20 protein-coding genes, 1 tRNA gene and 1 pseudogene are annotated in these 23,886 nt (G+C 76.5%); 12 read left to right on the top strand and 10 right to left on the bottom strand.

Annotated features, from left to right (window positions below; translation table 11 throughout):
- Positions 1-47 precede the first annotated feature (47 nt).
- A complete protein-coding gene (xylA, locus tag ACQZ2A_RS20630; RefSeq protein ID WP_430214708.1) occupies positions 48-1,175 on the bottom strand; it encodes a xylose isomerase in 1,128 nt (375 codons plus the stop codon).
- Between the two features lie 121 nt (positions 1,176-1,296).
- Here xylA and ACQZ2A_RS20625 point away from each other — a divergent pair, with 121 nt between their 5' ends.
- The 3 genes from ACQZ2A_RS20625 to ACQZ2A_RS20615 are packed head-to-tail and all read left to right on the top strand — an operon-like array spanning position 1,297 to position 4,789.
- Entirely contained in the window at positions 1,297-2,532 is a 1,236-nt protein-coding gene (locus ACQZ2A_RS20625) for an ROK family transcriptional regulator (RefSeq protein WP_430214706.1), read from the top strand.
- Entirely contained in the window at positions 2,529-3,773 is a 1,245-nt protein-coding gene (locus ACQZ2A_RS20620) for a D-arabinono-1,4-lactone oxidase (RefSeq protein ID WP_430214704.1), read from the top strand. Before ACQZ2A_RS20625 ends, ACQZ2A_RS20620 begins: the two co-directional genes overlap by 4 nt.
- Before the next feature lie 29 nt (positions 3,774-3,802).
- A complete protein-coding gene (locus ACQZ2A_RS20615) occupies positions 3,803-4,789 on the top strand; it encodes a hypothetical protein (protein WP_430214702.1) in 987 nt (328 codons plus the stop codon).
- Here ACQZ2A_RS20615 and ACQZ2A_RS20610 read toward each other — a convergent pair.
- Positions 4,766-5,281 carry a hypothetical protein gene (locus ACQZ2A_RS20610; protein ID WP_430214700.1) on the bottom strand — a complete coding sequence of 172 codons (516 nt, stop codon included), beginning with the start codon at positions 5,279-5,281 and terminating at the stop codon, positions 4,766-4,768. The genes ACQZ2A_RS20615 and ACQZ2A_RS20610 overlap by 24 nt on opposite strands.
- Before the next feature lie 23 nt (positions 5,282-5,304).
- Positions 5,305-5,637, bottom strand: coding sequence for a hypothetical protein (locus ACQZ2A_RS20605; protein ID WP_430214698.1), 333 nt, complete (start codon positions 5,635-5,637; stop codon positions 5,305-5,307).
- 123 nt (positions 5,638-5,760) lie between these two features.
- Here ACQZ2A_RS20605 and ACQZ2A_RS20600 point away from each other — a divergent pair, with 123 nt between their 5' ends.
- From ACQZ2A_RS20600 to ACQZ2A_RS20590, 3 genes are read left to right on the top strand one after another with little or no spacing between them, the layout of a single operon-like run.
- Entirely contained in the window at positions 5,761-6,471 is a 711-nt protein-coding gene (locus ACQZ2A_RS20600; RefSeq protein WP_430214697.1) for a response regulator, read from the top strand.
- Positions 6,468-7,850, top strand: coding sequence for a sensor histidine kinase (locus ACQZ2A_RS20595; protein WP_430214695.1), 1,383 nt, complete (start codon positions 6,468-6,470; stop codon positions 7,848-7,850). Before ACQZ2A_RS20600 ends, ACQZ2A_RS20595 begins: the two co-directional genes overlap by 4 nt.
- Positions 7,847-8,464 carry a GerMN domain-containing protein gene (locus ACQZ2A_RS20590; protein ID WP_430214694.1) on the top strand — a complete coding sequence of 206 codons (618 nt, stop codon included), beginning with the start codon at positions 7,847-7,849 and terminating at the stop codon, positions 8,462-8,464. Before ACQZ2A_RS20595 ends, ACQZ2A_RS20590 begins: the two co-directional genes overlap by 4 nt.
- A gap of 13 nt (positions 8,465-8,477) precedes the next feature.
- On the opposite strand, the gene ACQZ2A_RS20585 is transcribed toward ACQZ2A_RS20590, so the two are convergent.
- On the bottom strand, positions 8,478-8,735 hold the full coding sequence (locus ACQZ2A_RS20585; protein ID WP_430214692.1) for a hypothetical protein: 258 nt from the start codon (positions 8,733-8,735) through the stop codon (positions 8,478-8,480).
- 260 nt (positions 8,736-8,995) lie between these two features.
- On the opposite strand from ACQZ2A_RS20585, the gene lysX reads away from it, so the two are divergent.
- From lysX to ACQZ2A_RS20570, 3 genes are read left to right on the top strand one after another with little or no spacing between them, the layout of a single operon-like run.
- On the top strand, positions 8,996-12,397 hold the full coding sequence (gene lysX / locus ACQZ2A_RS20580; protein WP_430214691.1) for a bifunctional lysylphosphatidylglycerol synthetase/lysine--tRNA ligase LysX: 3,402 nt from the start codon (positions 8,996-8,998) through the stop codon (positions 12,395-12,397).
- Complete coding sequence (locus ACQZ2A_RS20575; RefSeq protein WP_430214689.1) at positions 12,388-13,491, top strand: alpha/beta hydrolase; 1,104 nt, start codon at positions 12,388-12,390, stop codon at positions 13,489-13,491. The genes lysX and ACQZ2A_RS20575 overlap by 10 nt, the downstream gene beginning before the upstream one ends.
- Positions 13,488-14,324 (top strand): SGNH/GDSL hydrolase family protein, encoded by an 837-nt coding sequence (locus ACQZ2A_RS20570; protein WP_430214688.1) that lies wholly within the window; start codon positions 13,488-13,490, stop codon positions 14,322-14,324. The genes ACQZ2A_RS20575 and ACQZ2A_RS20570 overlap by 4 nt, the downstream gene beginning before the upstream one ends.
- 4 nt (positions 14,325-14,328) lie before the next feature.
- Here the strand turns inward: ACQZ2A_RS20570 and ACQZ2A_RS20565 are convergent, their stop codons facing one another.
- Both ACQZ2A_RS20565 and ACQZ2A_RS20560 read right to left on the bottom strand, forming a co-directional pair.
- Positions 14,329-15,822 (bottom strand): peptide ligase PGM1-related protein, encoded by a 1,494-nt coding sequence (locus tag ACQZ2A_RS20565; protein ID WP_430214686.1) that lies wholly within the window; start codon positions 15,820-15,822, stop codon positions 14,329-14,331.
- A 117-nt stretch (positions 15,823-15,939) separates the two neighbouring features.
- A tRNA-Arg gene (locus ACQZ2A_RS20560) sits at positions 15,940-16,011 on the bottom strand.
- Positions 16,012-16,162: 151 nt separating this feature from the next.
- Between ACQZ2A_RS20560 and ACQZ2A_RS20555 the strand changes: the two genes are divergently transcribed.
- Positions 16,163-17,458: an MFS transporter gene (locus ACQZ2A_RS20555; protein ID WP_430214685.1), complete on the top strand. Its 1,296-nt coding sequence runs from the start codon at positions 16,163-16,165 to the stop codon at positions 17,456-17,458.
- 75 nt (positions 17,459-17,533) lie between these two features.
- Positions 17,534-21,370, top strand: coding sequence for an AAA domain-containing protein (locus tag ACQZ2A_RS20550; RefSeq protein WP_430214683.1), 3,837 nt, complete (start codon positions 17,534-17,536; stop codon positions 21,368-21,370).
- 330 nt (positions 21,371-21,700) lie between these two features.
- On the opposite strand, the gene mscL is transcribed toward ACQZ2A_RS20550, so the two are convergent.
- Positions 21,701-22,075 carry a large conductance mechanosensitive channel protein MscL gene (gene mscL, locus ACQZ2A_RS20545; RefSeq protein ID WP_430214681.1) on the bottom strand — a complete coding sequence of 125 codons (375 nt, stop codon included), beginning with the start codon at positions 22,073-22,075 and terminating at the stop codon, positions 21,701-21,703.
- Between the two features lie 140 nt (positions 22,076-22,215).
- Positions 22,216-22,878 (bottom strand): SAF domain-containing protein, encoded by a 663-nt coding sequence (locus tag ACQZ2A_RS20540; RefSeq protein ID WP_430214679.1) that lies wholly within the window; start codon positions 22,876-22,878, stop codon positions 22,216-22,218.
- Between the two features lie 82 nt (positions 22,879-22,960).
- Here ACQZ2A_RS20540 and ACQZ2A_RS20535 point away from each other — a divergent pair, with 82 nt between their 5' ends.
- A complete protein-coding gene (locus ACQZ2A_RS20535) occupies positions 22,961-23,128 on the top strand; it encodes a hypothetical protein (protein WP_430214710.1) in 168 nt (55 codons plus the stop codon).
- A gap of 14 nt (positions 23,129-23,142) precedes the next feature.
- On the opposite strand, the pseudogene ACQZ2A_RS20530 reads toward ACQZ2A_RS20535, so the two are convergent.
- A pseudogene (locus ACQZ2A_RS20530) lies at positions 23,143-23,283 on the bottom strand (FmdB family zinc ribbon protein); the annotation flags it as partial.
- Between the two features lie 252 nt (positions 23,284-23,535).
- A partial coding sequence (locus tag ACQZ2A_RS20525) for a hypothetical protein (RefSeq protein ID WP_430214677.1) occupies positions 23,536-23,886 on the bottom strand: 351 nt, incomplete at its 5' end.

Here is a 23,886-nt window from a genome sequence, read left to right as displayed (position 1 = left end):
GGGGGGGGGGGGGGGCCCCCCCCCCCCCCGCGCCCCCCCCCCCGGACTCAGCCGACGAGGTGCTCGACGGCCAGCTGGTTGAGGCGCACGAACCCGTAGTCGCGCTCGCCGGCCTTCTCGGGGTCGAAGCCGTCGTCGGTCGCCAGGAAGTCCTCGAGCGACTCGCCGGCGTCGAGCGTCGGCTGCGCGAGGTCGAGGACGCCGGCGTACTCCATCGCCTCCTGGACGCGCGGGTCGGCGCGGAAGGCGCGGGCCTTGTCGGCGAGCAGGAGGTAGGTCGACATGCAGGCGCTCGCCGACTCCCAGACGCCGTCCATGAACTCGGTGCGCGAGGGCTTGTAGTCGAAGTGCCGGGGGCCGTCGTAGCGCGGGGCGTCCGGGTGGCCGGGGAAACCGTTCTCCAGCAGGTCGACCGTGAAGAAGGCCGACATCAGGTCGCCGTGGCCGAAGACGAGGTCCTGGTCGTACTTCAGCCCGCGCTGGCCGTTGAGGTCGATGTGGAAGAGCTTGCCGCTCCACAGCGCCTGGCCGAGACCGTGGGTGTAGTTGAGGTTGGCCATCTGCTCGTGCCCGGTCTCTGGGTTGAGGCCGACGATGTCGCCGTGCTCGAGCTCGGCGATGAGGGCCAGGGCGTGGCCCGCCGTCGGCAGGAAGATGTCACCGCGCGGCTCGTTGGGCTTGGGCTCCAACGCGATCCGCAGGTCGTGGCCCTGGGCCTTGATGTAGCCGGCGACGGTGTCGAGGCCCTCCTTGTACCGCTCCATGGCCGAGTAGACGTCCTTGGAGCCGTCGTACTCGCTGCCCTCGCGCCCGCCCCACATCACGAAGGTCGTGGCGCCGAGCTCGGCGGCGAGGTCGACGGCTCGGAGCACCTTGCGCAGCCCGAAGCGGCGCACCCCCCGGTCGTTGCTCGTCAGGCCGCCGTCCTTGAAGACGGGGTGGCTGAAGGTGTTCGTCGTGACCATCTCGATGACCAGCCCGGCGGCGTCGGTGGCCTGCCGGAAGCGGGAGACGATGCGCTCCGTGGTCGCGGCGTCGGCGTCGAAGGGGAAGACGTCGTTGTCGTGGAAGGTGACACCCCACGCCCCGAGCTCGGCGAGCTTCTCGGCGTACTCCCAGGGGTCGAGGGCGGGGCGGCTGGGGCCGCCGAACGGGTCGGTGCCCGTCCAGCCCACGGTTCACAGGCCGAACGAGAACTTGTCCTCGGGGGTGGGTCGACGCACCACGGTGTGCTCCTTCGTGAGTTTTTGTTGTGCCACAAAACATAATAGGCCGCGGTCGGCTATCGTCAACCCCGTGACCTCGGCGACCGCGCCCCGGGAGCGCGTCCCCGGCCCTCCGGTGCGACGTGAGTCCCGCGCCACCCAGTCCTCCCTGCGAGAGGCCAACCTCGCCCTCGTCACGACCACGGTGTGCGCGTCCCCGGACCCGGTGTCCCGCGCCGACGTCGCCGGCCGTACCTCGATGACGCGCTCCACCGTCTCCCGTCTCGTCGACGACCTCGTCGCCGGCGGCGTGCTCGACGAGCTCGAGCGCGGGGCGGCCACCGGTCGTGGCCGCCCCGCCACGCCGCTCGTCCCCGGGGCCGGGCTGGCGGCGCTCGGCCTCCAGGTCGACGCCGGGTTCCTCGCGGCGCGCGTGCTCGACCTGCGCGGACGGGTCGTGGCCGGACGCGTGGTCGAGGGCGCGTTCATCGGGTCGGACCCGGCCGTGGTGCTCGCGCGGCTGACCGCGCTGGCCGAGGAGGTGCTCTCGGGGCTTCCGGCCGGTGTGCGCCTCGTCGGCGCCGGCCTGGCCCTCCCCGGCCTCGTGTCGCCTTCCGGCACAGCGCTGCTCGTGGCTCCCAACCTCGGCTGGTCGGACCTCGGCAGGGCAGACCTCCCGGTCGTCGGCGGGATGGTGCCCCGGGTCGGGAACGAGGCCGACCTCGCCGCGCGCGCGGTCGCCGAGGTCGCCCCCGGTCGCTCGGGACCGCTCACCGACTTCGTCTACCTCTCGGGAGAGGTGGGCATCGGCGGCTCGGTCGTCCTGGACGGCGTGGGGATGCAGGGTCGGCACGGCTGGGCGGGCGAGATCGGCCACGTGCCCGTCGACCCGGCCGGCCCGGCCTGCCCCTGCGGCTCCACCGGCTGCCTCGAGCGGTACGTCGGCCGGGAGGCGCTGCTGACCGCCGCCGGCCTGCCCCCCACGGCGACCGGTCGCGACCTCGCCGACGCGGCACGGGCCGGCGAGCCGGCCGCGGTGGACGCCGTGGCGCGGGCGGCGTGGGCGCTCGGTGTCGTCCTCGCGGGGGTGGTCAACGTCCTCGACATCCCCGCGGTCGTCGTCGGCGGGCACCTCGCCCAGGTCGCCGACCTGCTGCGCCCCGACCTCGAGCGCCACCTGTCCGCCCGCTCGCTCTCCGCGCGCTGGGTCGCCCCCACGGTCACGTCGGCGGGGGAGGACCCGGCCGCCGGCGCCTCGGGGGCCGCCCTGCGCGAGCTCGCCGAGGTGCTGGCCCGTCCGGCCCACTGGGCGAGGGCCGCGGCATGACGGCTGCTGCCGGCACGAACTGGGCCGGCAGCCACCGGTTCCGGGCCGCCCGGCTCGAGCGCCCGGCGGGCATCGAGGCGCTGCAGGAGCTGGTCGCCCGCGAGCCCAGGGTCCGGGCGCTGGGGTCGCGCCACTCGTTCACGGACATCGCCGACACCGACGGCGTCCTCGTCTGCCTCGACGCCCTGCCCGCCGAGGTCGAGGTCGACGGCGACGCGGGCTGCGTGCGGGTGGGCGCAGCCACCCGCTACGGCGACCTCGCCGCCTCGCTGCACGAGCGCGGCCGGGCGCTGTCGGCCCTCGCCTCGCTGCCGCACATCTCGGTGGCCGGGGCGGTGGCCACGGGCACCCACGGGTCCGGGGACGGGGTCGGCTCGCTCGCGACCGCCGTCCGCGCCCTCGAGGTCGTCGGCGCGGACGGCGCTGTGCGAGAACTGGTTCGCGGTGATGCCGACTTCGACGGCAGCGTCGTCGGCCTCGGCGCCCTCGGTGTCGTCACCCGCCTGACCCTCGACGTCGAGCCCGACTTCGAGGTGCGCCAGGACGTCCTGCGCGGCCTCGCCCTGGACACGCTGGCGGAGTCCTTCGACGCCGTGAGCGGGGCCGCCCACAGCGTGAGCCTCTTCACCGACTGGGCGAGCGGGCGCGCCGACGTCTGGCTCAAGAGCCGCACGCCCGACGAGCCCCCGGTGCTGCCGGGCACGGTGCGGGCCACCGAGCCGCTGCACATGCTGGCCGGTGCCGACGCCGCGGCCGTCACGCAGCAGCTCGGCGTCGTGGGTGCCTGGCACGAGCGGCTGCCCCACTTCCGGCTCGACCACACCCCCAGCCGGGGCGAGGAGCTGCAGAGCGAGTACCTCCTGCCCCGCGGTCTGGTGGGCGAGGCGGTCGAGGAGCTGCGCCGGCTGGCGCCCCGGATGGCGCCGCTGCTCCAGGTCGGCGAGATCCGCACCGTCGCCGCGGACGACCTCTGGCTGAGCAGCAGCCACGGGCGCGACGTCGTCGCCCTCCACTTCACGTGGGTGCTCGACCGGCCCGGCGTCGACGCGCTGCTGCCGCACCTGGAGGCCGTCCTGCTGCCGCTGGGAGCGCGCCCGCACTGGGGCAAGTGCTTCGCGGCCGAAGCCGCCGACCTCGCCCCCCTCTATCCGCGCTGGCGCGCCTTCGAGGACCTGCGGGACCGGGTCGACCCCGGGCGCGTCTTCGGGAACGACTGGCTCGAGCGCGTGCTCGGCGGCTGAGCGGGCTGCCCGTGGCTAGGGTCGCGGACATGCCCTCCGACAGCGCGCCCGGTGACCTCGCCTGGCACTACACCGACGGGCCGGGGCTGCTCTCCATCCTCGGCACGCACACCCTGTGGGCGACGGCCGCGCCGTTCCTCAACGACCGGGAGGAGGTGCGGCTGGGCGGCCGGATGGTCGTCGACCGGGTGCTCGAGGTCGCCGGGCAGCACGACGAGCGGCTCGCGGCCGAGCTCGCCGAGCGGGTCCGCTCCTCCACCGAGCAGGGCGAGGGCCCCGGGGCGGACAGCGCGTTCATCCTCAGCGCGAGCCGCTCGCCCGACTCGCTGGCCATGTGGCGCCTCTACGGGGGGACGCGCGAGTCCTACGCCATCGGCCTCGACCCCGGAGCCGGCCTCGCCGCGCTGAGCAGCCGGGAGGTCGACGTGAGCCTCGACGGCTCCGACGGTGTCTACCTCCGCCACCAGGGCTGGCGCCCGGTCCGCTACGACCGCGACGCGCAGCTCGAGCTCGTCGACGCCGCGCTCGCGGTGCTGGACGACCTGGCGGGTGGGCTGGGTACGAACCTGTTCTCGCCCAGGCCGGTCCACGCCGACGAGACGGAGGTGCCGGACGAGGTCCGCGCCCGCCTGGCCGCCCACCTCGAGCCGTTCCTCGAGGCCCTGCACGAGGCGCTGCTGCTCATCAAGCACGAAGGCTTCGCCGACGAGCGCGAGACGCGGTGGTCGACGATGCTGCTCACCCGGCCCGGCAGCGAGGGGAGCCGGCTCGAGGCCGCCCTGCTCTCGTACCGCGCGTCGGCGTACGGCATCGCTCCGTACCTGCGGCTCACCGGCCCGGACCCGCAGCGCCCGGAGGCCTCCCTCGTCACGAGTCCCTCGCCGTTGCCGGTCCGGGCGGTCGCGGTCTCGCCGTCGCCGAACGGGCCCGAGGCGGAGGCATCGGTGCGGCAGGTGCTGCTCGCGCACGGGTACGACGTGCCGGTGCTCCGGTCAGCGATCCCGTTCCGCGGCTGAGCCGTTCGTCGGCAGGTCGGCCTCCGGATCCGGGTCGACGTGACGGTCGATGACCGTGCCCGCGCCCCGGCCGCCGGCCCCGAGGAGGGCGAGCAGCAGGCGTTCGGGGTCCTCCGTGCCGAGCAGGTCCTGGGTCGGGTCGCCGCCCGTCGCCAGCAGCGTCGGTGCGGCCTCGAACGCCGCGCAGGACAGCAGGATGAGGCGCTGACCCGGTCCGGGGAACTCGCTGTCGTGACCTCCGCCGTCGGCGGGGCGGGTGCGCAGGTCGGCCGCCCCGACGACGATGGCCGGGGGAGCCGCGCGCAATGACAGGAGCAGCTCACCGTCGCGGGTGCACGCCGCCGCGGCGAAGGAGTCAGGGGCGGGCGCGCCGACCTCGCCGCGGTCCGCGACGACGACCTGGGTCAGCCCGGAGCGGCGCCGCACCCGCACGAGGCCCCTGGGGTACTCCGCGCAGGTGACCGTCCAGAGGGCGTCGTGCTCCGTGCGCACGACCGCGTTCCCCACGAGCCGGCTCACCACGTGCGCGACCCGGGGCCGACGAGCCCGCTGCGGGCGAGCAGCCGGCGGGTGCGGCCGTGCCCGCAGGTCACCGAGAACGGCAGGTTGTGGGCCACGCAGCGCCGCTGCGCCCACAGGACGGTCGCCACGGTCGGGGAGGAGAGCACGGTGACGGCGGAGAGGTCGAGGTCGACGCCACGCCCCGTGGCGACCCCGCGGGACACCCCGGCGAGCACGTGCCGGTGGTCGGCCCCCGGCGAGGGGTCGCCCAGCCGCACCGACACCGCCGGCCCGGGGCCCCCCTCCGTGGGCCCCGGACCGCCGTCCACCGCTCCTCCCCGCACCATGCTCCGGATCGTGGCAGCGGTCGATGACGACCGTCCGGTCCGCAAGTTTGCGGTTGTGTGACAACCGGAGTCCGGGCGACCCCGGAGGGCCGAGGCCCGCGGTGGCGGTGGCAGACTGCCGGGATGCCGGCCAGGCTCCTCGTGCTCGACGACGACGACGGGATCCGCGCCGCTCTCTCGATGGCCCTGGAGGACGAGGGGTACGGGACGAGCTGCCACCCGTCGGCGGAGTCGGCGCTCGCCGACCCCGGGTTCGACCGCGTCGACGTGTTCCTCGTCGACCTGATGCTCGGCGGGATGGACGGCTTCGAGTTCATCCGCGAGCTGCGCCGACGGACCGACGTCCCGGTCATCGTCCTCAGCGCGAAGGCCGACACCCACGACATCGTCGCCGCCCTCGAGGCGGGGGCCGACGACTACGTGACCAAGCCCTTCGAGATCAAGGAGCTCAGCGCCCGGCTGCGGGCCCTGCGGCGCCGCCCACCGGTGCGCCCGGTCGAGCCCGTCGACGACGACCCCGGGGTCGTCGTGCTCGACTCCGCCCACGGACCGCTCGTCCTCGACGGCCGCGCCGGGGTCGTGCGCCGCGGCGACGACGGGGTCCACGTCACCGTCACCGAGTACCGCCTGCTCCAGGAGCTCGCGGCGTCTCCCGGGCGGGTGCTGAGCCGTGAGATCTTGCTCGAGCGGGTCTGGGAGAGAGGCTACTTCGGCGACGACCGCATCGTCGACGTCCACGTCCGGCGGCTGCGCACGAAGATCGAGCTCGACCCCTCCGACCCCCGCCTGCTCGTCACGGTCCGCGGGCTCGGGTACCGGCTGGACCTCGCGTGAGCCCGGGGCCGCGTGCCCTCGGCGTGCGTGCCACCTCGACGGTGTCCTTCGCGGTCCTGGCCCTCGTCCTTTCCCTCCTGCTGGCGGTGGGGACCTACCTCACGGCCCGGCACTTCCTCGTCGACCAGCGCGAGGCGGCCGCCGCGCGACAGGCCTTCGTCGATGCCGCCCTCGTCCGCGAGGGGCTGCGGACCTCGGGGGCGCGGGTGAGCGACGTCCTCGACCGCGCCTCGCCACCGTCGGGGGCGGTCGTCCTCGTCGAGCGTGCGGGGCGCTGGTACGCGTCCTCCCTGGACGTCGAGGCCGAGGGCCTGCCGGGCGACGTCCGCTCCGAGGTCGGCCGGGGGCGGGCGGCCCTGGCGTGGACCCGGCTGGACGGCGGACCGGCGCTCGCCGTGGGGGTGCCCGTGCCCTCCGTGGGCGTGGAGTTCTACGAGGTGACGCCGACGACGGAGCTCGACGCCACCCTGCGCACCCTCGGCACGGTGCTCGCCGTGTTCGCCCTCGCCACGACCGCCGTCGGCGCCCTCATCGGCCGCACCGCCTCGTCGCGCGTCGTCGCACCCCTGGGCGAGGTGGCCGAGGCGGCGGCGAGCATCGCGGCGGGGCGGATGGCCACCCGGCTCCCCGAGACCACCGACCCCGACCTCGCCGTCATCGTCGGCTCGTTCAACACGATGGTCGAGGCCCTCGACGAGCGGATGCGCCGCGACGCGCGCTTCGCGGCTGACGTCGCCCACGAGCTGCGCTCGCCCGTGACCACGCTCATGACGAGCGTGTCGGTGCTGCAGTCGGCCGTGGACGGGGATGCCGGGCGTCGGCGCGAAGCGACCGCCCTCGTCGAGCGCGAGGTGCGCAGGCTGCACCGGTCCCTCGAGCACCTGCTGGCCCTCGGGCGCCTCGAGGCGCGAGTGGGCGACGGCCCCGCCGAGGAGCTCGACCTCGCGGAGCTCGTCGCGCACACCCTGGAGGACACGCTGCGCCCGCCCGGTCTGCTCACCCTGTCCTCCGGCGCCCACCGGGTGCTCGGTCGGAAGCCCACGCTGCACCGCGCGGTCGTCAACCTCCTCGACAACGCGGACGTGCACGGGGGCGGAGTGACCTCGGTCGAGGTCGTCGGCCGGGACCGCGTGGTCGAGGTGCGGGTCCTCGACGGCGGCGTGGGGGTCCGGCCCGAGGACCGGGAGCGCGTCTTCGAACGGTTCGCGCGGGTCGGGTCGCGCGGCTCCGGCCAGGGCTCGGGGCTGGGCCTGAGCCTCGTCGCCGAGATCGCGCAGGGGCACGGCGGGTCGGTCCGGTGCGAGGACGCTCCCGGGGGAGGCGCGGCCTTCGTGCTCGCCCTCCCGGTGCTCCGGCCCGCGACGGAGGTGGGGGCGTGAGGTCGCGCGGTCGCGTTGCCGCAGAGGGCGTTCGAGCCGGTGCGGTGGCGCTGGCCGTGGTCCTCGTGGCCCTCGTGGCCGGGTGCGGAGCGCCCACGGGCTCGCCGGCCCGGACGCTGGGCCCGCTGCCCTACGACCTGGCGCAGTCGCCCGCGCCCGCCACCGCGACGGCGAGCCCCACCCCCTCGGGCGGGCCGCGGCTGTACTTCGTGCGCGACGGCGAGCTCGTCGCGTCGCCGGCCGCGCCCTCCGGCTCGGACCTGCGATCGTCGGTGGCCTCCGTGCTCGACCGGCTGGCCGCCGGACCGGACGAGGCGCAGCGCGGCGACGGGCTCTCGACGGCGCTGGGCCCGGACGTCGCGCTCGAGCTGGTGGACGTGCGCTCGGGGCGCGCGGTCGTCGACGTGCGGGCGGGCGACCAGCCGGCCGGTGCAGGGCAGCTGCCGCTCGGGGTGGGCCAGGTGGTCCTGACGCTCACGTCCGTCCCCGGCGTGGAGGAGGTGGCGCTGCGGTCCGACGGGCGGTCCGTCGCCGCCCCTCTGCCGGACGGTGCCCTCACCGACCGTCCGCTCGTGGCCGACGACTACCGGGGGCTGACGGCGGCGACCTCGTGACGGCGGACGGTGGTCAGGCCGGGCCGGGGCGACCGTCGCGGCGCAGCCAGGTCGGGAGCTTCGTCTCTCCCACGTCGTAGCGGCGCGCGAGCTCGGGGTGGTTCGGGCGCAGGCCCAGGCCCTGCAGCTCGGCGGCGATGGCGCGCACCATCGAGCGGCGGTCCCGTCCCTTCGCCCGGGCCTCGCCGCGCAGCTGGGCGGCGACGATGGCGTGGGAGGTGCGGTCGTCGATCTGCTCGTCGCTCTCGAGCACGATGGATCCGGTGGTCATGGTGTCTCCGTTCCTCGATGGCCCCTCGGGGGCGGGATGGGCTGGTCCCTCCACCCTGACGAGGTCGGATGACGACGGGCCGGTCGCCGGTGTTGCGGTCGCGTGACGACCGTGCGACGCGCCGGCATCTCGCCGGGTGCCGGGGTGTGCCGTCGCGCCACGGCAGGACGCGGAGCCGCCGATGCACCGCGCAGGCGCTTCCCAGCCGAGTGCCACGCGGCGTCCAGCCGGCCCTCAGCGTCTGGGCATAGGCCTGCCCTGTGAGCAGCTCGCCCCGAGGTGGTTCCGGTCCGGTCGCCGTGCTCGACGTCCCCCGCGGGCGTCGCCGTCCCGCCCTCGGGCCGCCCACCCCGGCGGTGGTCCGGCGCCCCCGGACGGCTCGGGTGCTCACGGCCGTCTACGCCGTCGGAACCGTTGCGGCGCTGGGCATCTGGCTCTTCGCGGCCCCGGTGTCGCGACCCACGGTGGCCGAGCAGGTCTTCGGTCTGCTCAACGTGCCGGTCGCGCGCTCCTTCCTCTCCGTCGTGGTGATGGTCCTCGTCACCGGTGCGCTCGTCACGAGGCGCCGCACCGGCCTCGTCGCCGTCGCGGCGTTCCAGGTGGTCGGCATCGCCGTGGGCGTCCTCGCGCTGCTGCCGCGCCCGGGCTCGCCGTGGCTCGAGGCCTGGCGCTCGCGGGGCGACTTCGGCCGGCTGCTCGACGTGGTGGCGATGGTCGTCGGGGTGGGCGCCCTGGTCGTGCTGTGGCGCGCGCGGGCCGAGTTCCGCCCGCCGTCCCGGACGCGGCACCTGCGGGCCGCCGCGCTCACCGCCGTCGGGGGCTCGCTCGCGACCCTCGGGGTGGCCGCCCTCCTGCTGGAGGCGAGCGAGCGCCGGGGGGCCACCGCATCGGGCCTGCTCCGGGCGGTGCTCTACGTCCTCGCCGGCGTGGGCGGCGGCCGGCACGGCGGCCCGGGGCTGCCGGGACACGTCGCGCCGTGGATCACCGAGGTCGTGGCGACGCTCGCCGGCGTCGTCCTCGCCGCCTCCGTCGCGGTGCTCCTGCGGCCCTCCGGGTGGCGGCCGCGATGGGACCCCGACGACGAGGTCGCAGTGCGTGCGCTGCTGCGCGGGCACGGCGGCGCGGACTCCCTCGGCTACCTCGCCACCCGTCGCGACAAGGGGCTCGCCTTCGCCCCGGACCGGCAGGCCGTCGTCGGGTACCGGGTGGTCGCGGGCGTCTCGCTCGCGGCGGCCGACCCGGTCGGGGCGCCGGCCGCGCGACCGGCGGCGGTGCGCGCCTGGCTCGACGAGGCGCACCGCAACGGCTGGGTCCCGGCCGTCGTGTCCGCGAGCGAGGACGGGGCGCGCCTCTACCGGGCGGCCGGCCTGCGCGTCGGGTCGATGGGGGACGAGGCCGTCCTCGACCGCGACACCTGGGACCCGACGAGCCCGGCCCGGCGCTCCGTCGCCCGGGCGGCGCGGCGGGCCCGGCGGACCGGGGTCGTGGTCACGTGCAGCCGCCAGGGCCGGATGTCGCCCGCCGAGCTCGCCGAGGTGGGGGAGTGCGCCGGGCGCTGGCGCGGCGACGAGCCGGAGCGCGGGTTCTCGATGGCCCTCGGCCGGACCGGGGATGCCGCCGACCGCCGGGTGCTGCACGTCCTCGCGCGCGACGCCGCCGGACGCCTCGTCGGCCTGCTCGCCTTCGTGCCGTGGGGTGCATCGGGGCTGTCCCTCGACCTCATGCGCCACGACCCCGCCGCCCCGAACGGCGTCACCGAGCTCATGGTCGTCGAGCTGATGGCCCGCGCCCGCGAGCTCGGGGTGGCCCGGGTGTCGTTGAACTTCTGCATGTTCCGTTCCACCTTCGGCTCGGCCGGCCACGTTGCGGCACCGTCGTGGGTTCGCGCGGGTGCCGTGCTCCTCGGGTGGCTCGACGCCTTCTGGCAGCTCGAGCGGCTGTACCGGTTCAACCGCCGCTTCGACCCCCGGTGGGTGGGCCGCTACTACTGCGTCCAGGACCCGGCGACCCTCCCGCTCGTCGCGCTCGCCGCGGCGAGCGCCGAGGGCTTCCTGCCGACGCGGCGACCCGTCCCGGAGGGGGTGCCGCTCGACGAGGCGCGGCTGGCCGGCGTGCGAGCGCTCGACGAGGCGGACGTCGAGCAGGCCCCTCCCGTGTCCCGCCAGCAGCTCGACCGGCGCCGCCGCCGGGCCGCGATGCTCGCGGCCGGCGTGGACCCGCACCCGCCGGGCGGGGGAGCGCCGCCGGACACCGTGCGGGAGGTCGTCGAGCGGTGGCGCGAGGGGGCGCCCGTGGAGCTGAGCGCCCGGGTGCGCCGCGTGCGGGACCACGGCGGCGTGGCGTTCGTCGACCTCGTCGACGGCGGGGTCACCGTCCAGGCCGTCCTCGAGAGGGCGGACCGGGTGGCCGAGCTCGCCCGCTTCGTCGACCCGGGCGACATCGTGCGGGTCGCCGGGGTCCTGGCGCGCAGCCGGCGGGGGGTGCCCGGCATCCGGGTCGAGCGGTGGTCGATGGAGGCCAAGGCCGTGCGCCCGGTGCCGTTCGACGGGCTCCGCTCACCGGCCGCCCGGACGCGCGACCGCACGGCGGACCTGCTCGTGAACCCCGCTGGGGCACAGCTGCTCCGGGACCGCTCCGCCGTCGTGGCCGCGCTGCGACGCACGCTGCTCGACGAGGGCTATCTCGAGGTCGAGACCCCGGTGCTCCAGTCCGTGCACGGCGGCGCCAGCGCCCGGCCGTTCCGGACGTGGAGCAACGCGTACGCGCAGGACCTCTCGCTGCGCATCGCCCCGGAGCTGTACCTCAAGCGGCTGCTCGTCGGCGGCCTCGGACCGGTCTTCGAGGTCGCGCGCAACTTCCGCAACGAGGGCGCGGACGGCACCCACAACCCCGAGTTCACCGCGCTCGAGGTCTACCAGCCGCACGGCGACTACACCTCGATGCGGGCGCTGACCCTCCGGCTCGTCGCGGCGGCCGCGGTCGCCGTCCACGGCCGACCCGTGGTGCCGGTGCCCCGCCCGGACCAGCTGCGGCAGGGCCTCGACGGCGTCCGGATGGTCCCGGTCGACGAGGCGTGGCCGAGCATCCGCGTCACCGACGCCGTCGGCCGCGCGCTCGGGGCGGAGCTCGGAACCGATCCCGACCGGGCCGAGCTCGGGCGGCTCGCCGCCGCACGGGGCATCGACGTCGACCCGGCCCTCGACACCGGCGAGCTGCTCGAGCACGTGTACTCCGAGCTCGTGGAGCCGGTGACGAGCACGCCCGCCTTCTTCACCGACTTCCCGCGCAGCACCTCGCCCCTCGCCCGGCCGCACCGGCACGACCCGGGGCTCGCCGAGCGATGGGACCTCGTCGTCGCGGGGATGGAGGTCGCGACGGCCTACAGCGAGCTGACCGACCCGCTCGAGCAGCGGGAGCGGCTGACCCGCCAGTCGGTGCTCGCCGCCGGTGGCGACCCGGAGGCGATGGAGCTCGACGAGGACTTCCTCGCCGCGCTCGAGCTCGGGATGCCCCCCGCCGGAGGGCTGGGCATCGGGGTGGACCGGCTCGTCATGCTGCTGACCAACCGCTCGGTGCGCTCGGTCCTGGCCTTCCCGTTCGTGCGCCCCGACCGACGACGGGCGGCGGACGAGGCGGACGAGGCGGTGGCGGCATGGGCCTGACCGGGACCCCCCTCCTCGTGCTGGTGATCGTGCTGCTCGTCGTCGTCTTCGTGACGGCCCTGCTCGACCTGCCCCGGCTGCGGCACCGGGGTGCGGCGGCCCTGGCGCGCGGCGCGAAGGTGGCGCTCGTCGGGGCGCTCGCGGTGCTCGTCAGCGGGATCGTGCTCAACGACCAGTACCTCTTCTACATCTCGTGGGGCGACCTGCTCGGGCCCGCCGGGCAGGGCACCGTGAGCGCGCTGGGCGGCAGCGCGGGGGCCGGGGCCGTGCCCGCGTCCCCGCTCGCCGGGCTGCGGTCGCCGCGGGTCCTCCCGGCCCTGCCGAGCCCCGGCCGCCGGGAGCAGGTCTGGACCGTGGCCTCGCGCAGCCTCGGGGCCCGGGTGCAGGTCCTCGTCGAGCTGCCGCCGGGCTACGACCCCTCGAGCCGGCGCACCTACCCCGTGGTGGTCGGGCTGCACGGGTTCCCCGCGGTGCCGTCCTCCTACGTCTACTCCGACATCGTGGGTGCCGAGGACCGGCAGGCGACGGCGCACCGCATCGCCCCGGCGGTGGTCGTCATCCCGCAGATCAACGCGCCGGAGCGGTACGACAGCGAGTGCGTGGACGCCGCCGGCGGTGCGCCGCGGGTCGACTCGTGGCTGACGAGCGAGCTGCCCCGGTGGGTGGTCGCGCACCTGCGGGTGCGCACCGACCGCCGCAGCTGGGCCGCGGTCGGGTACTCCTTCGGCGGGTGGTGCGCGGCCTCGACCGCGCTGCGCCACCCGGGGCTCTTCGGGGCGTTCGTCGACCTCCAGGGCTACTTCCGGCCCGACTTCGGCACCGCCGGCGCGCCGGAGGTCCCCGGCCTCGGCGGCTACGACCTCGTCCGCCTCGAGGCACGCCACCCGGTGCCGGTCGCCGGGTTCGTCGAGACCTCGCGCCAGGACACGCTCTCCTATCCGAGCACCGCGGCCTTCCTGCGCGCCGTCCGCGCGCCGACGTCCGTCACGGCCGTCGTCCTGCCCCACGGTGGGCACCGGCCGGCGGTGTGGCAGCCCGTCCTCCCGCGCGCGTTCCGGTGGCTGGGGCAGGTGCTGCCGGGATTCCGCCCGTGACGTGGGCTCGGCGGCTCGTGGGGTGGCCCGGGGCCGCCCGGGTCGTCGCCGTCGTGGTGCTCGTCGTCGCGGCGGTGCTGGCCACGGTGCCGTCGGTGCGGAGCCCGCACGAGCTGGCCCCGGGCGAGCTCGGCGTCGTCGCGCTCGGCGACTCGGTGCCCACGGGCTACGGCTGCGACTGCGACAGCTTCGCCCGGATGGTGGCCGACCGGCTCGGACCCGAGGTCGGCCGGCCGGCACGGCTCGTCAACGAGGCCGTGAACGGCGCCTCGAGCGGCGACGTGCTCGCGCTGGTGTCCCACACGCCGGTCGTCTCGGAGCTGCGGCAGGCATCCCTCGTGCTCCTGATGGTGGGGGCGAACGACGTGCCCCTCGACCACGAGACCGGATCGGCCTGTGCCGCAGTGGGCCGCAACTCCTGCCTGGCGCCTCGCCTCAGCGCCCTACGGGCCGCGCTCTCCACGACGGTCGGTGAGGTGCGCGACGCCTCGCCGAAATCGGTCGTGGCGCTCGTCGGCTACTGGAACGTCGGCGTCGACGGCGACGAGGCGCGCAGCCGGGGCGAGGACTTCCTCGCCAACAGCCGGTCGGTCACCCGGTCCGTGAACGCGACCATCGCGGACGTGGCCCGGAGCACCGGCTCGGTCTACGTCGACGGGGCCGCCGCCCTCCTCGGCCCGGACGGCTCGCGGGACCCGACGCCGGACCTCCAGGACGACGGCGACCACCCCGACGAGAGCGGCAACCAGCGCCTCGCCGCCGCGACGATGGACGCGCTGGCGACATCCGGTGCGCTCGCGACGCTGCGCGAGCGGTCGGTGGCCGGCCGCTGACCCGTCACGGTCCTCCCGTTGCCGCGAGCGTCGCCGCCACGTCGTCGTAGAGGGTCTCGGCCTCGGCGGCCGTGCGCCCGATCGCCGTCACGCCGACCGTGCCGTGGGGTCCGAGCGCGGCGAGCATGTGGAGGACGGCGCCCGTGCCGCGGGCGTGGTCGAAGGTCGACCCGGACGCATCGACGGCGGAGAGCGCCGCGGCGGCATCCGTCCCCGGGTTCACCGGGACGGCGTCGCTCGACCGGTAGTGGCGCGGACCGCCGTCCGCGTCGGCCACCCAGCGGCCGCCGGCCGCGTCGTAGGTCCCGGGGACGAGGTGCTGGAGCGCCGCGAGGGAGTGCGACGTCCCGCCCTTGCGGAGGTTGAGGTCGACGGCGAAGGGCGCGTGGCGCCGGCCGTGCCGCGCCACGACGAAGTCCACGGACGCCCACCCGACGGCCCCGCGGTCGGCGAGCAGCCGGGCGACGGCCGTCGCGTGGCCGGCGAGGTCGGCGGAGTAGGCCGGGTCGGCGGGGAAGCGGCTGCCGGTGAAGACCTGCCCGTCCGGTCCGCCGAGCACCTGCTCGTGGGTGGCGCGCACGACGACCTCGCCGTCGGGGAGCAGCTCGACCTGGGCGCTCGGGCTGGGCAGCGAGCCGGTGCCGGCGACCCACTGCTCGACGACGCCGCCGGCCCTGAGGTCGCGCAGGAACCATCCCGGCGCCTCGGTCGAGATGCGCTCGGCGAGCGCCTCCTGCGACAGCCGGCGGCCCCCGGCGGTGCTCGTCGAGAACATCCAGTTGCCCTCGCCCGCACCGGAGTTGTCCAGCTTGACGACGAACCGGTCCGCACTGGGGGATGCCCGGTGCAGGTCGACGACGGCTGCCGCGACGTCGGCCGTGTCCCGCACGTCCTCGACGCCGGGCGGTACCGGCACGCCCCCGCGCCGGAACAGCCGGCGGGACGCGCTCTTGAACCCGAGGTGCCACAGGTCGGGCGGCCCGCCGTTGACGGGTGTGTCGAGGGCGAGCGCCACCGCCGCCTCGTCCTCGGTGACGTTCCACGGCTCGACGACGGCGGGCCGGCCCGCGAGCTGGGCGCGCAGCCGCGCCAGGAGGTCGGGCCGGGAGAGCAGCTTCGCGGCGATGCCCCGGGCGCTGCCGTCGGGGACGACGAGGCACGTCATCCGGCGGCGCGCCGCATCAGGGTCGTCCGGGCGGGCGAGCCACGCGTAGTGGTCGAGGACCTCCGGCGCCGGCGCCTCGCTCACCACGACGACGACGTGGGCGCCCGGCGTGTGCGCCAGCCGCAGCCCGTCGAGCAGGGCGCGGTGCTCGAGCGCGGGCAGGTGGGAGGCGTTGTGGTCGAGGAGGCGCGTCGGCATGCTGTGCGAGGGGAGCGCCACGACGACGTGCGGGGTCGTGGACCCGGGGCCGGCCGCCGCGAGGGCCTGGGCGAGCCCGGCCTGGAGGCGCCGGAAGCGCGCGGCGGGCGCAGCAGGGTCGTCAGGGTCGGCCACGGGGTCCTCGTCCTCGTCGGAGGGCACGTCGCAACCGCCCGGGGGGACGGGTGCCACCGGCACGCCAGTACCCCTCCACCGGCCGCCCCACACGTCGAGGCTCTCGCTTCGGTCGGGTGCCCCCGGCAGGATTCGAACCTGCGACACCTTCTTTAGGAGAGAAGTGCTCTTCCCCTGAGCTACGAGGGCGGGAAGACCGCGGGCCAGCCTACGGGGGCAGGCCCGCGACGGGCGAGCCGCATCCCGGGGGAGTCGAGTGCGCCGGCGGCCGCCCGAGCGACCGGCAGCGCCCTCGACTCCCGAGCGGGCACCGTCGCCGCCGCGGGGCATACTGCCGACCGTGACGACCCCGCCCACCCCGCGCCCCACGACGCCGCTCGCACCGGCCGCCGACCGCGCGAGCCTCCAGCGGCACGTCGTCCGCAGCCTCGTCGCCTCCCAGGTTCTCGGCGGTGTCGGGCTCTCCGCGGGTGTGGCCGTCGGCGCGCTGCTGGCGGAAGAGGTCTCCGGCTCGGCGAAGTACGCCGGGCTCGGCGGCACCTTCCAAGTGCTGGGTGCGGCGCTGGTCGCGGTCCCGATGGCGCGCGTGATGGCCGCGCGCGGCCGCCGCCCGGGGCTCGCGCTGGGGTACGTCCTCGCCGCGGTAGGCGCCGTCGGGCTCGTCACCGCCGGGGTGGTCCGCAGCTTCCCGCTGCTCCTCGTGTCCAGCCTGCTGTTCGGCGGCGCGACGGCATCGAACAGCCAGAGCCGTTACGCCGCAGCCGATCTCGCGCTCCCGCAGCGCCGCGCGCGCGACCTGAGCATCGTCGTGTGGGCCACCACCATCGGGAGCGTCCTCGGCCCGAACCTCGTCGGCCCGAGCGCTCCCGTCGCCGACGCGCTCGGCCTCCCGCGGCTCACCGGGCCGTTCGTCTTCTCCCTCGTCGGCCTGCTCCTCGCCATCGCCGTGGTGCTCGTCCGGCTGCGCCCGGACCCCCTCGTCGAGGCCCGGAGGCTGGCGGTCGACGAGGGCGACGAGCCCGGAGAGCCGACGCACGGGTCGGTGACCCGGGGCCTGCGGGTCGCCTTCTCCCGCCCGGCGGCCCGCCTCGGCATCGCGACCCTCGCCCTCGGGCACGCCGTGATGGTGAGCGTCATGGTGATGACCCCCCTGCACATGGCCCACGGGCACGCAGAGCTGACCGTCATCGGCTTCGTCATCAGCATCCACATCCTCGGCATGTTCGCCTTCTCGCCGCTCACGGGGATGGCCGTCGACCGGTTCGGCGGGCGACCCGTGGCGATGCTCGGCGCCGGCATCCTCGGGGCGGCCACCCTGCTCGCCTCGGCCTCGCCGATGGGGGAGTCGGGCACCCTGGTGGCCGGCCTCTTCCTCCTCGGCCTCGGGTGGTCGTGCACGCTCGTCGCCGGGTCCACCCTGCTCACGGCGGCGGTGCCGGCCGCGGAGCGCCCGGGCGCGCAGGGCGCCTCGGACCTCCTGATGGGTCTGGCGGCCGGGGGTGGGGGCGCCGCGGCGGGCGTCATCGTCGACCGCGTCAGCTTCCACGCCCTGGCCCTCACCGCGCTGGCGTTCGCGCTGGCCATCGGGGTGCTCGCCCTGACCACGCGCACCCCGGCCGAGCCGGCCACCGCCTGAGCACGCCCACAGCCGCCCCGCGACCCGCGCCCGCACCTCCCGGGCCGTCGGGCCGCCCGTTGTTAGCCTGCTGAGGTGACTGCGAGCGGCCCGGCGCGCGACGCACGGACCCGCGACGGGGCCGGCGTCGGCGGAGCGGTGCCCGAGGGGCACCGGAGGGGAGGGCACCTGTCCGTCGCCCCCGACCCCGCCACCCTCCGGGTCCAGCGCGTCGCCGAGGCCCGCGCCGGGTGGACCCGCCACCTCGTCGAGCTCGGCGGGCCGAACACCCTGCTCTGGTACCGCGACCTCCCGGTCGGCACCCTCGACCTGTCCGGGGCCCACCTCGGCACCCGCAGCGCGCTCCTCGCCGGTGGGTCGGCGCGCCTCTCCGAGCTGGTCCGCGAGCCGCACACGCTCGAGGAGGCCCGCACCCGCCTCGGCCGGATCCACGACACCGCCGCCGAGATCGAGCGCGAGCACGCCGTCCGCACCTGCTTCGTCGGCATCGGCATGGCGGCGTGGACCATCGTCCTGCCGGACGGGCGGGTCGTGCCGCGCCAGCCCGGCGCGCCGGTCTTCCTCCGGGCGCTGCGGACGCGGCCCACCGACCCCCGGCGCACGGACTGGGTGCTCGAACCGGGTGACGAGCTCGAGGTCAACCCCGCGCTCGTCGACTACCTGGCCTCCGAGCACGGCATCGTCCTCGACACCGACCGGCTCGAGGCGCTCGCCACGGCGGGAGGGTCGCTCGACCCGTATCCCGCGTACGCGGCTCTCGCAGAGGCCTGCTCGGCCGTCCCCGACCTGTCCGTCGACCCCCGGGTCGTCGTCAGCACCTTCCCGTACCACAAGGCCCCCCTCGTGGCCGACCTCGCGGCGCAGGCCGACGACCTCGCCGCCCACGACGTCGTCGCGGCACTCGCCGGCCTCTCCGACGCCCTCCCCGCCGTGTCGGTCGGCGCGGCCGGTGACACCGAGGGCCGGCCCGTCGAGGACGTGCTCGTCCTCGACGCCGATGCCGCCCAGCGCGAGGCCGTCGAGGCCGTGCGCGGCGGCTCGCACCTCCTCCTCGAGGCACCGCCCGGCACCGGCGCCTCCCAGACCGTCGCCAACCTCGCCGCCGCGCTCGCCGCCGACGGCCAGCGGGTCCTCGTCGTCTCCCCGAAGCGCACCGCCCTCGACGCCGTGCGCGAGCGGCTGGACGGCGTCGGTCTCGGCGACCTCGTCCTCGACCTCCCCGACGGCGGGCAGGGGCGCCGGGCCGTCGTCCGCGACCTCGTCGACGGGCTCGACAGGCTGCTGGAGCACCCGGCGGCGACCACGGGCCGCAGCCGGGGGCGCGACCGGCACGACCCCGCACCCCCCGACGACGGCGCCCGGGCCGAGGCCGCCGCCCTCCTCGACCGGCACCTGCGCGCCCTGCACGGCCGGCGCGAGCCGTGGGCGGTCAGCCTCCACGAGGTGCAGGAGGAGGTCTGCCGTCACGCCGGCGCGAGCACCCCAGCGCGCTCGCGCGTCCGCGTCTCCGGGACCACCCTGGCCCGCCTCGACCGCGAGACCCTCGCCGAGGCCAGTACCACCCTGACCCGCCTCGCCACCCTCGCGGCGTGGGACGACGAGGGCCGCGACGACCCCTGGTTCGGCGCCGAGCTGCGCAGTGCCGAGGAGGCCGAGGAGGCCGCCGCGCGGGTCGGCCGGCTCGCCACCGGCCGCGTCGAGCAGACCCGGGCCACCCTCGCCGACGTCTTCCGGGGCGTCCACCTGCCCGCCGCCCCGACCGTCCTCGACTGGGACCGCGTGCTGACCACGGTGGGCCGGGTCCGCGACACCCTCGAGGTGTTCCGGCCCGAGGTCTTCGACATCCCGCTCGACGACCTCGTCGCCGCGACCGCCACCACCGCCGCGCGCCGGGCCGCCGGCAGCGACCTCGGCCTGGTCGAGCGCTGGCGGGTGCGGCGCCAGGCCCGCGCGCTGCTGCGCCCCGGCCGCCCGCCCGCCGACCTCAACGCCGCCCTGCGCGAGGCCCACGCACAGCGGCACGCCTGGCGCGACCTCGCCGGCTCCGGCGGCCGGCCCGAGATCCCCGTCGAGCTCGACCGCGCCCGCGACGCCCACGAGGGTCTCGTCGACGACGTCTCGTGGGTCGATGACCGGCTCCCGCACGAGGAGGACGACCTCGACCTCGTCGAGCTCGACCTCTCCGAGCTGTCCGAGCGGGTGGCTGCGCTGCACGCCGCCGCCGCACGGCTCGCGCCCGCGCCGGAGATCCGGCTCGCCCTCGACGCCCTCGACCGTTTCGGGCTGACCCCGCTCGTCGAGGACCTGCGCGCCCGCCGGGTCCCCGCCGATCGCGTCGCCACCGAGCTCGACGCGGTCTGGTGGTCATCCCTGGCCGACGAGATCGGCGCTCACGACCCCGTCGTCGCGGCCCACGACGGCGCCCGGCTCACCGAGGCCGTCGCCCTCCTCGTCGAGACCGACCGGCAGGCCCTCGAGGACCGCGTGCCGCGGGTCCGGGCCGCCGTGGCGTCCCGGGTGGCGCAGGTGCGCCGCGCCCACCCCGACGCCGAGACCCGGCTGCGCTCCGAGGCCTCCCGCGCCCGTCGCCCCGGCCCGTTGCCCGACCTCTTCGCGTCCGCCGGGGCGCTGGCCACCGCCGCGCGCCCGTGCTGGACGATGAGCCCACTCGTCGTGCCGTCGGTGCTGCCGCCCGGTGAGTGCTTCGACGTCGTCGTGCTCGACGAGGCCTCGCTCGTCGCCCCGGCCGAGGCCGTCGCCGCCATCTCCCGGGCCCGTCGCGTCGTCGTCGTCGGTGACGCCGGCCAGCTGCCGCCCACCCCCTTCGTCGTCTCGGCCGGCGTCGACGTCCCCGAGGAGAGCGGCACCGTGTCGGTCCTCGACGCCCTCGACGGCGTGCTGCCCCGCCGCCGGCTCACCTGGCTCTACGGCACCCTCGACGAGCGGCTGGCCGCCCTCGTCGCGCCGGGCGACCACGCACCGCTCCTCACCTTCCCCGGCACCGGGACCGGCCCGGTCCTGCGCCACGAGCTCGTCGACGGTCACGGCGTCGTGGCGGAGGGCGAGGCCGCGGTGGAGTCGACGTCCGCCGAGGTCGAGCGGGTCGTCGAGCTCGTCCTCGAGCACGCCCGCACCCGCCGTGATCGCTCGCTCGTCGTCATCGCCCTGGGCGCCGGCCACCGCCGGCTCGTCGAGTCGGCCGTCCGCGATGCCGTCGCCGGCCTCGACGGCCCGGCACTGGCGTTCTTCGCCGAGGACCGTCCCGAGGCCTTCGCGGTCCGCGACGCCGACCACGTCCAGGGTGAGACGTGGGACGACGTCGTGCTCACCGTCGGGTTCGGCAAGACCCCGCACGGGCGGGTGCTGCACCGCTTCGGCGCGATCGGCACCGACACCGGCCACCGCCGGCTCGCCGTGGCGCTCACCCGGGCCCGGCGCGGCCTCGTCGTCGTCTCGACCATCACGGCCGAGGACCTCGACCCCGACCGGTTGCGCACCTCCGGCGCCCGGATGCTCCGGGACGTCCTCGAGCGCGTCGCGGCGGCCTCCGGCGACGAGGGCGTGCCCGCGGACCCCGAGGGCGGCTCCGTGCTGCTCGCCGACCTCGCCCGGCGGCTGCGCGGGCACGGGCTCGTCGTCCACGAGCGGGTCGGCACCTCATCCGTGCCGGTCGAGCTCGCCGTCGAGGACCCCACGGCCCCCGGCCGGCTGCTGCTCGCCGTCGAGGGCGACGGACCGGCCTACGCGGCCACCGGGTCGGGGCGCGACCGCGACCTCGTGCGGGTCGAGGAGCTCGAACGCCGCGGCTGGCGGCACGTCCGGGTCTGGTCCACCGACGTCTTCCGCGACCCCGCGCGCGTCGTCTCCCGCGTGCTCGAGGCGGCCGGGGTGCGCCGCGCCCCCGGTGGCTGACCGGCCGGAGGGGGACGAGCCGGAGCCCGCGGCCGACGGGGGTCCGCCGGCCGCCGGTGGACGGGCGCGCCGCCGCCGTCCGCGCCGGGTCGTCCGGCCCCCGACCAACCCCGCCGCCGACGACTCACCCGACGTCGGCGATCCGCGCGAGGGCCCCGGAGAGGGTGCCTCGCCCCACGACCGGTGGCTGCACGAGCAACGCCCCCCGCACTGGGAGTAGCGACTTCGTGAGGAGACGGCCCCACTGATTGCCCATCCGCCACCTGCCGGCGCCCTTTTCGGGCCGGACGAGGTGGCGGATGGGCAATCAGTCGAGGATGGCGGACGGCATCAGCCGCCGATGCCGCGGCCGGCGCGCAGCTCGTCGCGGATCTCCTTGAGCAGCTCGGTGTTCGGGTCGATGGTCTCGGCCTCCGGCTCCTTCGGGAAGAAGCGCGCCTGCGCTGCGGCGTACGGCTTGACGACGCCGAAGTAGACGACGGCGGCGACGATGAGGAAGGCGATGAGCGCGGTGATGAATGCGCCGACGGAGATGCCTTCCGGCTTGAAGCTCGAGAAGTCCTTCTTGCCGCCGATCTTGCCGATGATGTCCATGAACATGGCGGTGAACGTCGTGACGACGGTGGCGAACGCACCACCGATGACGAAGGCGACGGCGAGCTCGACGAGGTTGCCGCGCATGATGAAGTCCTTGAAGCCCTTCATGGTGACCCTTCCTGCAGAGGTGTTCCGACGGGGTCAACCTAGGGCCCTCGGCACGTCCGCGCACGGGGCCGTCCCACGGACGGGACGCCCCCGGTCCCGACGGAGGGCAGGGGTGGGACCGTCCGCGCCCCGGGGCTGCGTCAGCCGCCGCGGGCGACGACCGTCACCGACACCCCACCGTCGGTCCCGCCGTGCCCGGCGAGCACCCGCTCGGCGGACCCCGACGGCAGCGCGAGCAGCACGCCCCGCGGCGGTCCGCCCCCGATGTCGACGACCGACGCCCCGCCCGGCGGGTCCACCGCCAGCACCGTGGCGTCGCGCGCCAGGACCGGACCGCCGGGCGCCGGAAAGACCGCCACCTGCTGGCCGGGTGCGAGGACGTCGGCGGCGGCCGGGTCGGCGAGCCCGACGTGCAGCGCCACGGACCCGGCGGCGAGGCCCTCGGCGGCCGTCCGCGGCACGAGGCGCGTGCGGGTGACCGCCTCGCCCGCGGCCAGCGACGACGCGCTCCGACGGCCCACCGCCGAGCCCACGGCATCCAAGGCGCCCGGCTGACGGGCGACGACCGGCACCCGGACCACCTCGACGTCGGCGGCGGTGAGGACGGCCCCGGCCGGCACCGGCCCGGACGCGACGAGCACCTCGGCGGTCGGCGGCGGGGGTGGGCGCACCACCTGGAGCCCGGCGACCGCCGCGCCGGCGAGGCACAGCGCGGCCACGACGCGCCGCAGCACCGAGCGCCGCCACCGCGCACGACGCCCCCGCCCGGTGACCCCGGGGAACGGGGGCGTGCGCTCGGTCATGCCGCCGACGCTAGGCGCGGGCGGTGGGACGTGGGTGGGTCAGGAGGAGGTTGTGGACGACGACCCGGTCGAGGAGGACCCTGTGGACGACGCCGCCGGCGTCGAGGACCCGGAGGATGAGCCCGACGACGACGAGCCGGACCCCGAGTCCGAGCCGCTCGACGAGGAGCCGCTGGAGGACGAGCCGGTGCCCGACGAGCCCGATCCGGACCCACCCGACCCCGACCCCGAGCGGGAGTCGGTGCGGTAGAAGCCCCCGCCCTTGAAGACGATGCCCACGGCGTTGAAGAGCTTGCGCAGCCGGCCGCTGCACTCGGGGCACTCGGTGAGGGAGTCGTCGCTGAAGCTCTGGACGACCTCGAAGCGGTGGTCGCACGCGGTGCACGCGTAGGCGTACGTCGGCACGGTGGTCCTCCTCGGACGGTCAGCGGGGCGCCGCCGGCCCGGCACGGTGGTGCGGGTCTCGCGGCGGCGCGTCGCACCAAGGATAAGCGAGGTCGGGCGCCTCCCTGTTCCCGGTCCGCTCCCGCCGGCGCGCGGCCGGCAGTGACGACAACTGACGCATTCGTCACCTGGCGTCGTCCGGCGGCGTCATCGCGCGGCCGGCAACGGCGACAACCGACACATTCGTCACTTGGCGTCACCCGCGGGGGGACGTCAGCCCCCGTCGACGAGTGCCCGCACGGCCGGCGCCCGCCGGTACTCCGGCTCCACCGCAGCCCCGACCCGCCGCGCCCGCTCCTCGACCCGCCGCAGCACCTCCGCACGGAACGGCCCTGCGGCGGGGTCGTCGGCCGCGTCCAGCACCCGCAGCGCGGCGAGCCACACCGGCTCGGGGTGGGCACCGCCGAGGTCGTCGGCGTGCACGGCGTCGAGCACCGGTCCGATGAGAGCCCGCGCCTCCTCCACCCGCCCGAGCGCCACGAGCGACGATGCCCGCCCGGCCCGCGACGCCAGCGCCAGGCCGGCGACCCCGAGCGCGTCCAGCGTCCGCTCCGCCGCGGCGAA

Origin of the sequence: Phycicoccus avicenniae, assembly GCF_050496545.1 — a bacterium.
Classification (GTDB): domain Bacteria; phylum Actinomycetota; class Actinomycetes; order Actinomycetales; family Dermatophilaceae; genus Phycicoccus; species Phycicoccus avicenniae_A.
Note: the sequence above shows the minus strand (reverse complement) of the source record. Positions and strands in the feature narration are given on the sequence as shown.

Coding starts and splice junctions, on each gene's coding strand:
- ACQZ2A_RS20620 (WP_430214704.1), top strand. CDS start 2,529: ATGACGGCTGCTGCCGGCACGAACTGGGCCGGCAGCCACCGGTTCCGG.
- ACQZ2A_RS20615 (WP_430214702.1), top strand. CDS start 3,803: ATGCCCTCCGACAGCGCGCCCGGTGACCTCGCCTGGCACTACACCGAC.
- ACQZ2A_RS20605 (WP_430214698.1), bottom strand. CDS start 5,637: ATGGTGCGGGGAGGAGCGGTGGACGGCGGTCCGGGGCCCACGGAGGGG.
- ACQZ2A_RS20600 (WP_430214697.1), top strand. CDS start 5,761: ATGCCGGCCAGGCTCCTCGTGCTCGACGACGACGACGGGATCCGCGCC.
- ACQZ2A_RS20585 (WP_430214692.1), bottom strand. CDS start 8,735: ATGACCACCGGATCCATCGTGCTCGAGAGCGACGAGCAGATCGACGAC.
- ACQZ2A_RS20575 (WP_430214689.1), top strand. CDS start 12,388: ATGGGCCTGACCGGGACCCCCCTCCTCGTGCTGGTGATCGTGCTGCTC.
- mscL (WP_430214681.1), bottom strand. CDS start 22,075: ATGAAGGGCTTCAAGGACTTCATCATGCGCGGCAACCTCGTCGAGCTC.
- ACQZ2A_RS20540 (WP_430214679.1), bottom strand. CDS start 22,878: ATGACCGAGCGCACGCCCCCGTTCCCCGGGGTCACCGGGCGGGGGCGT.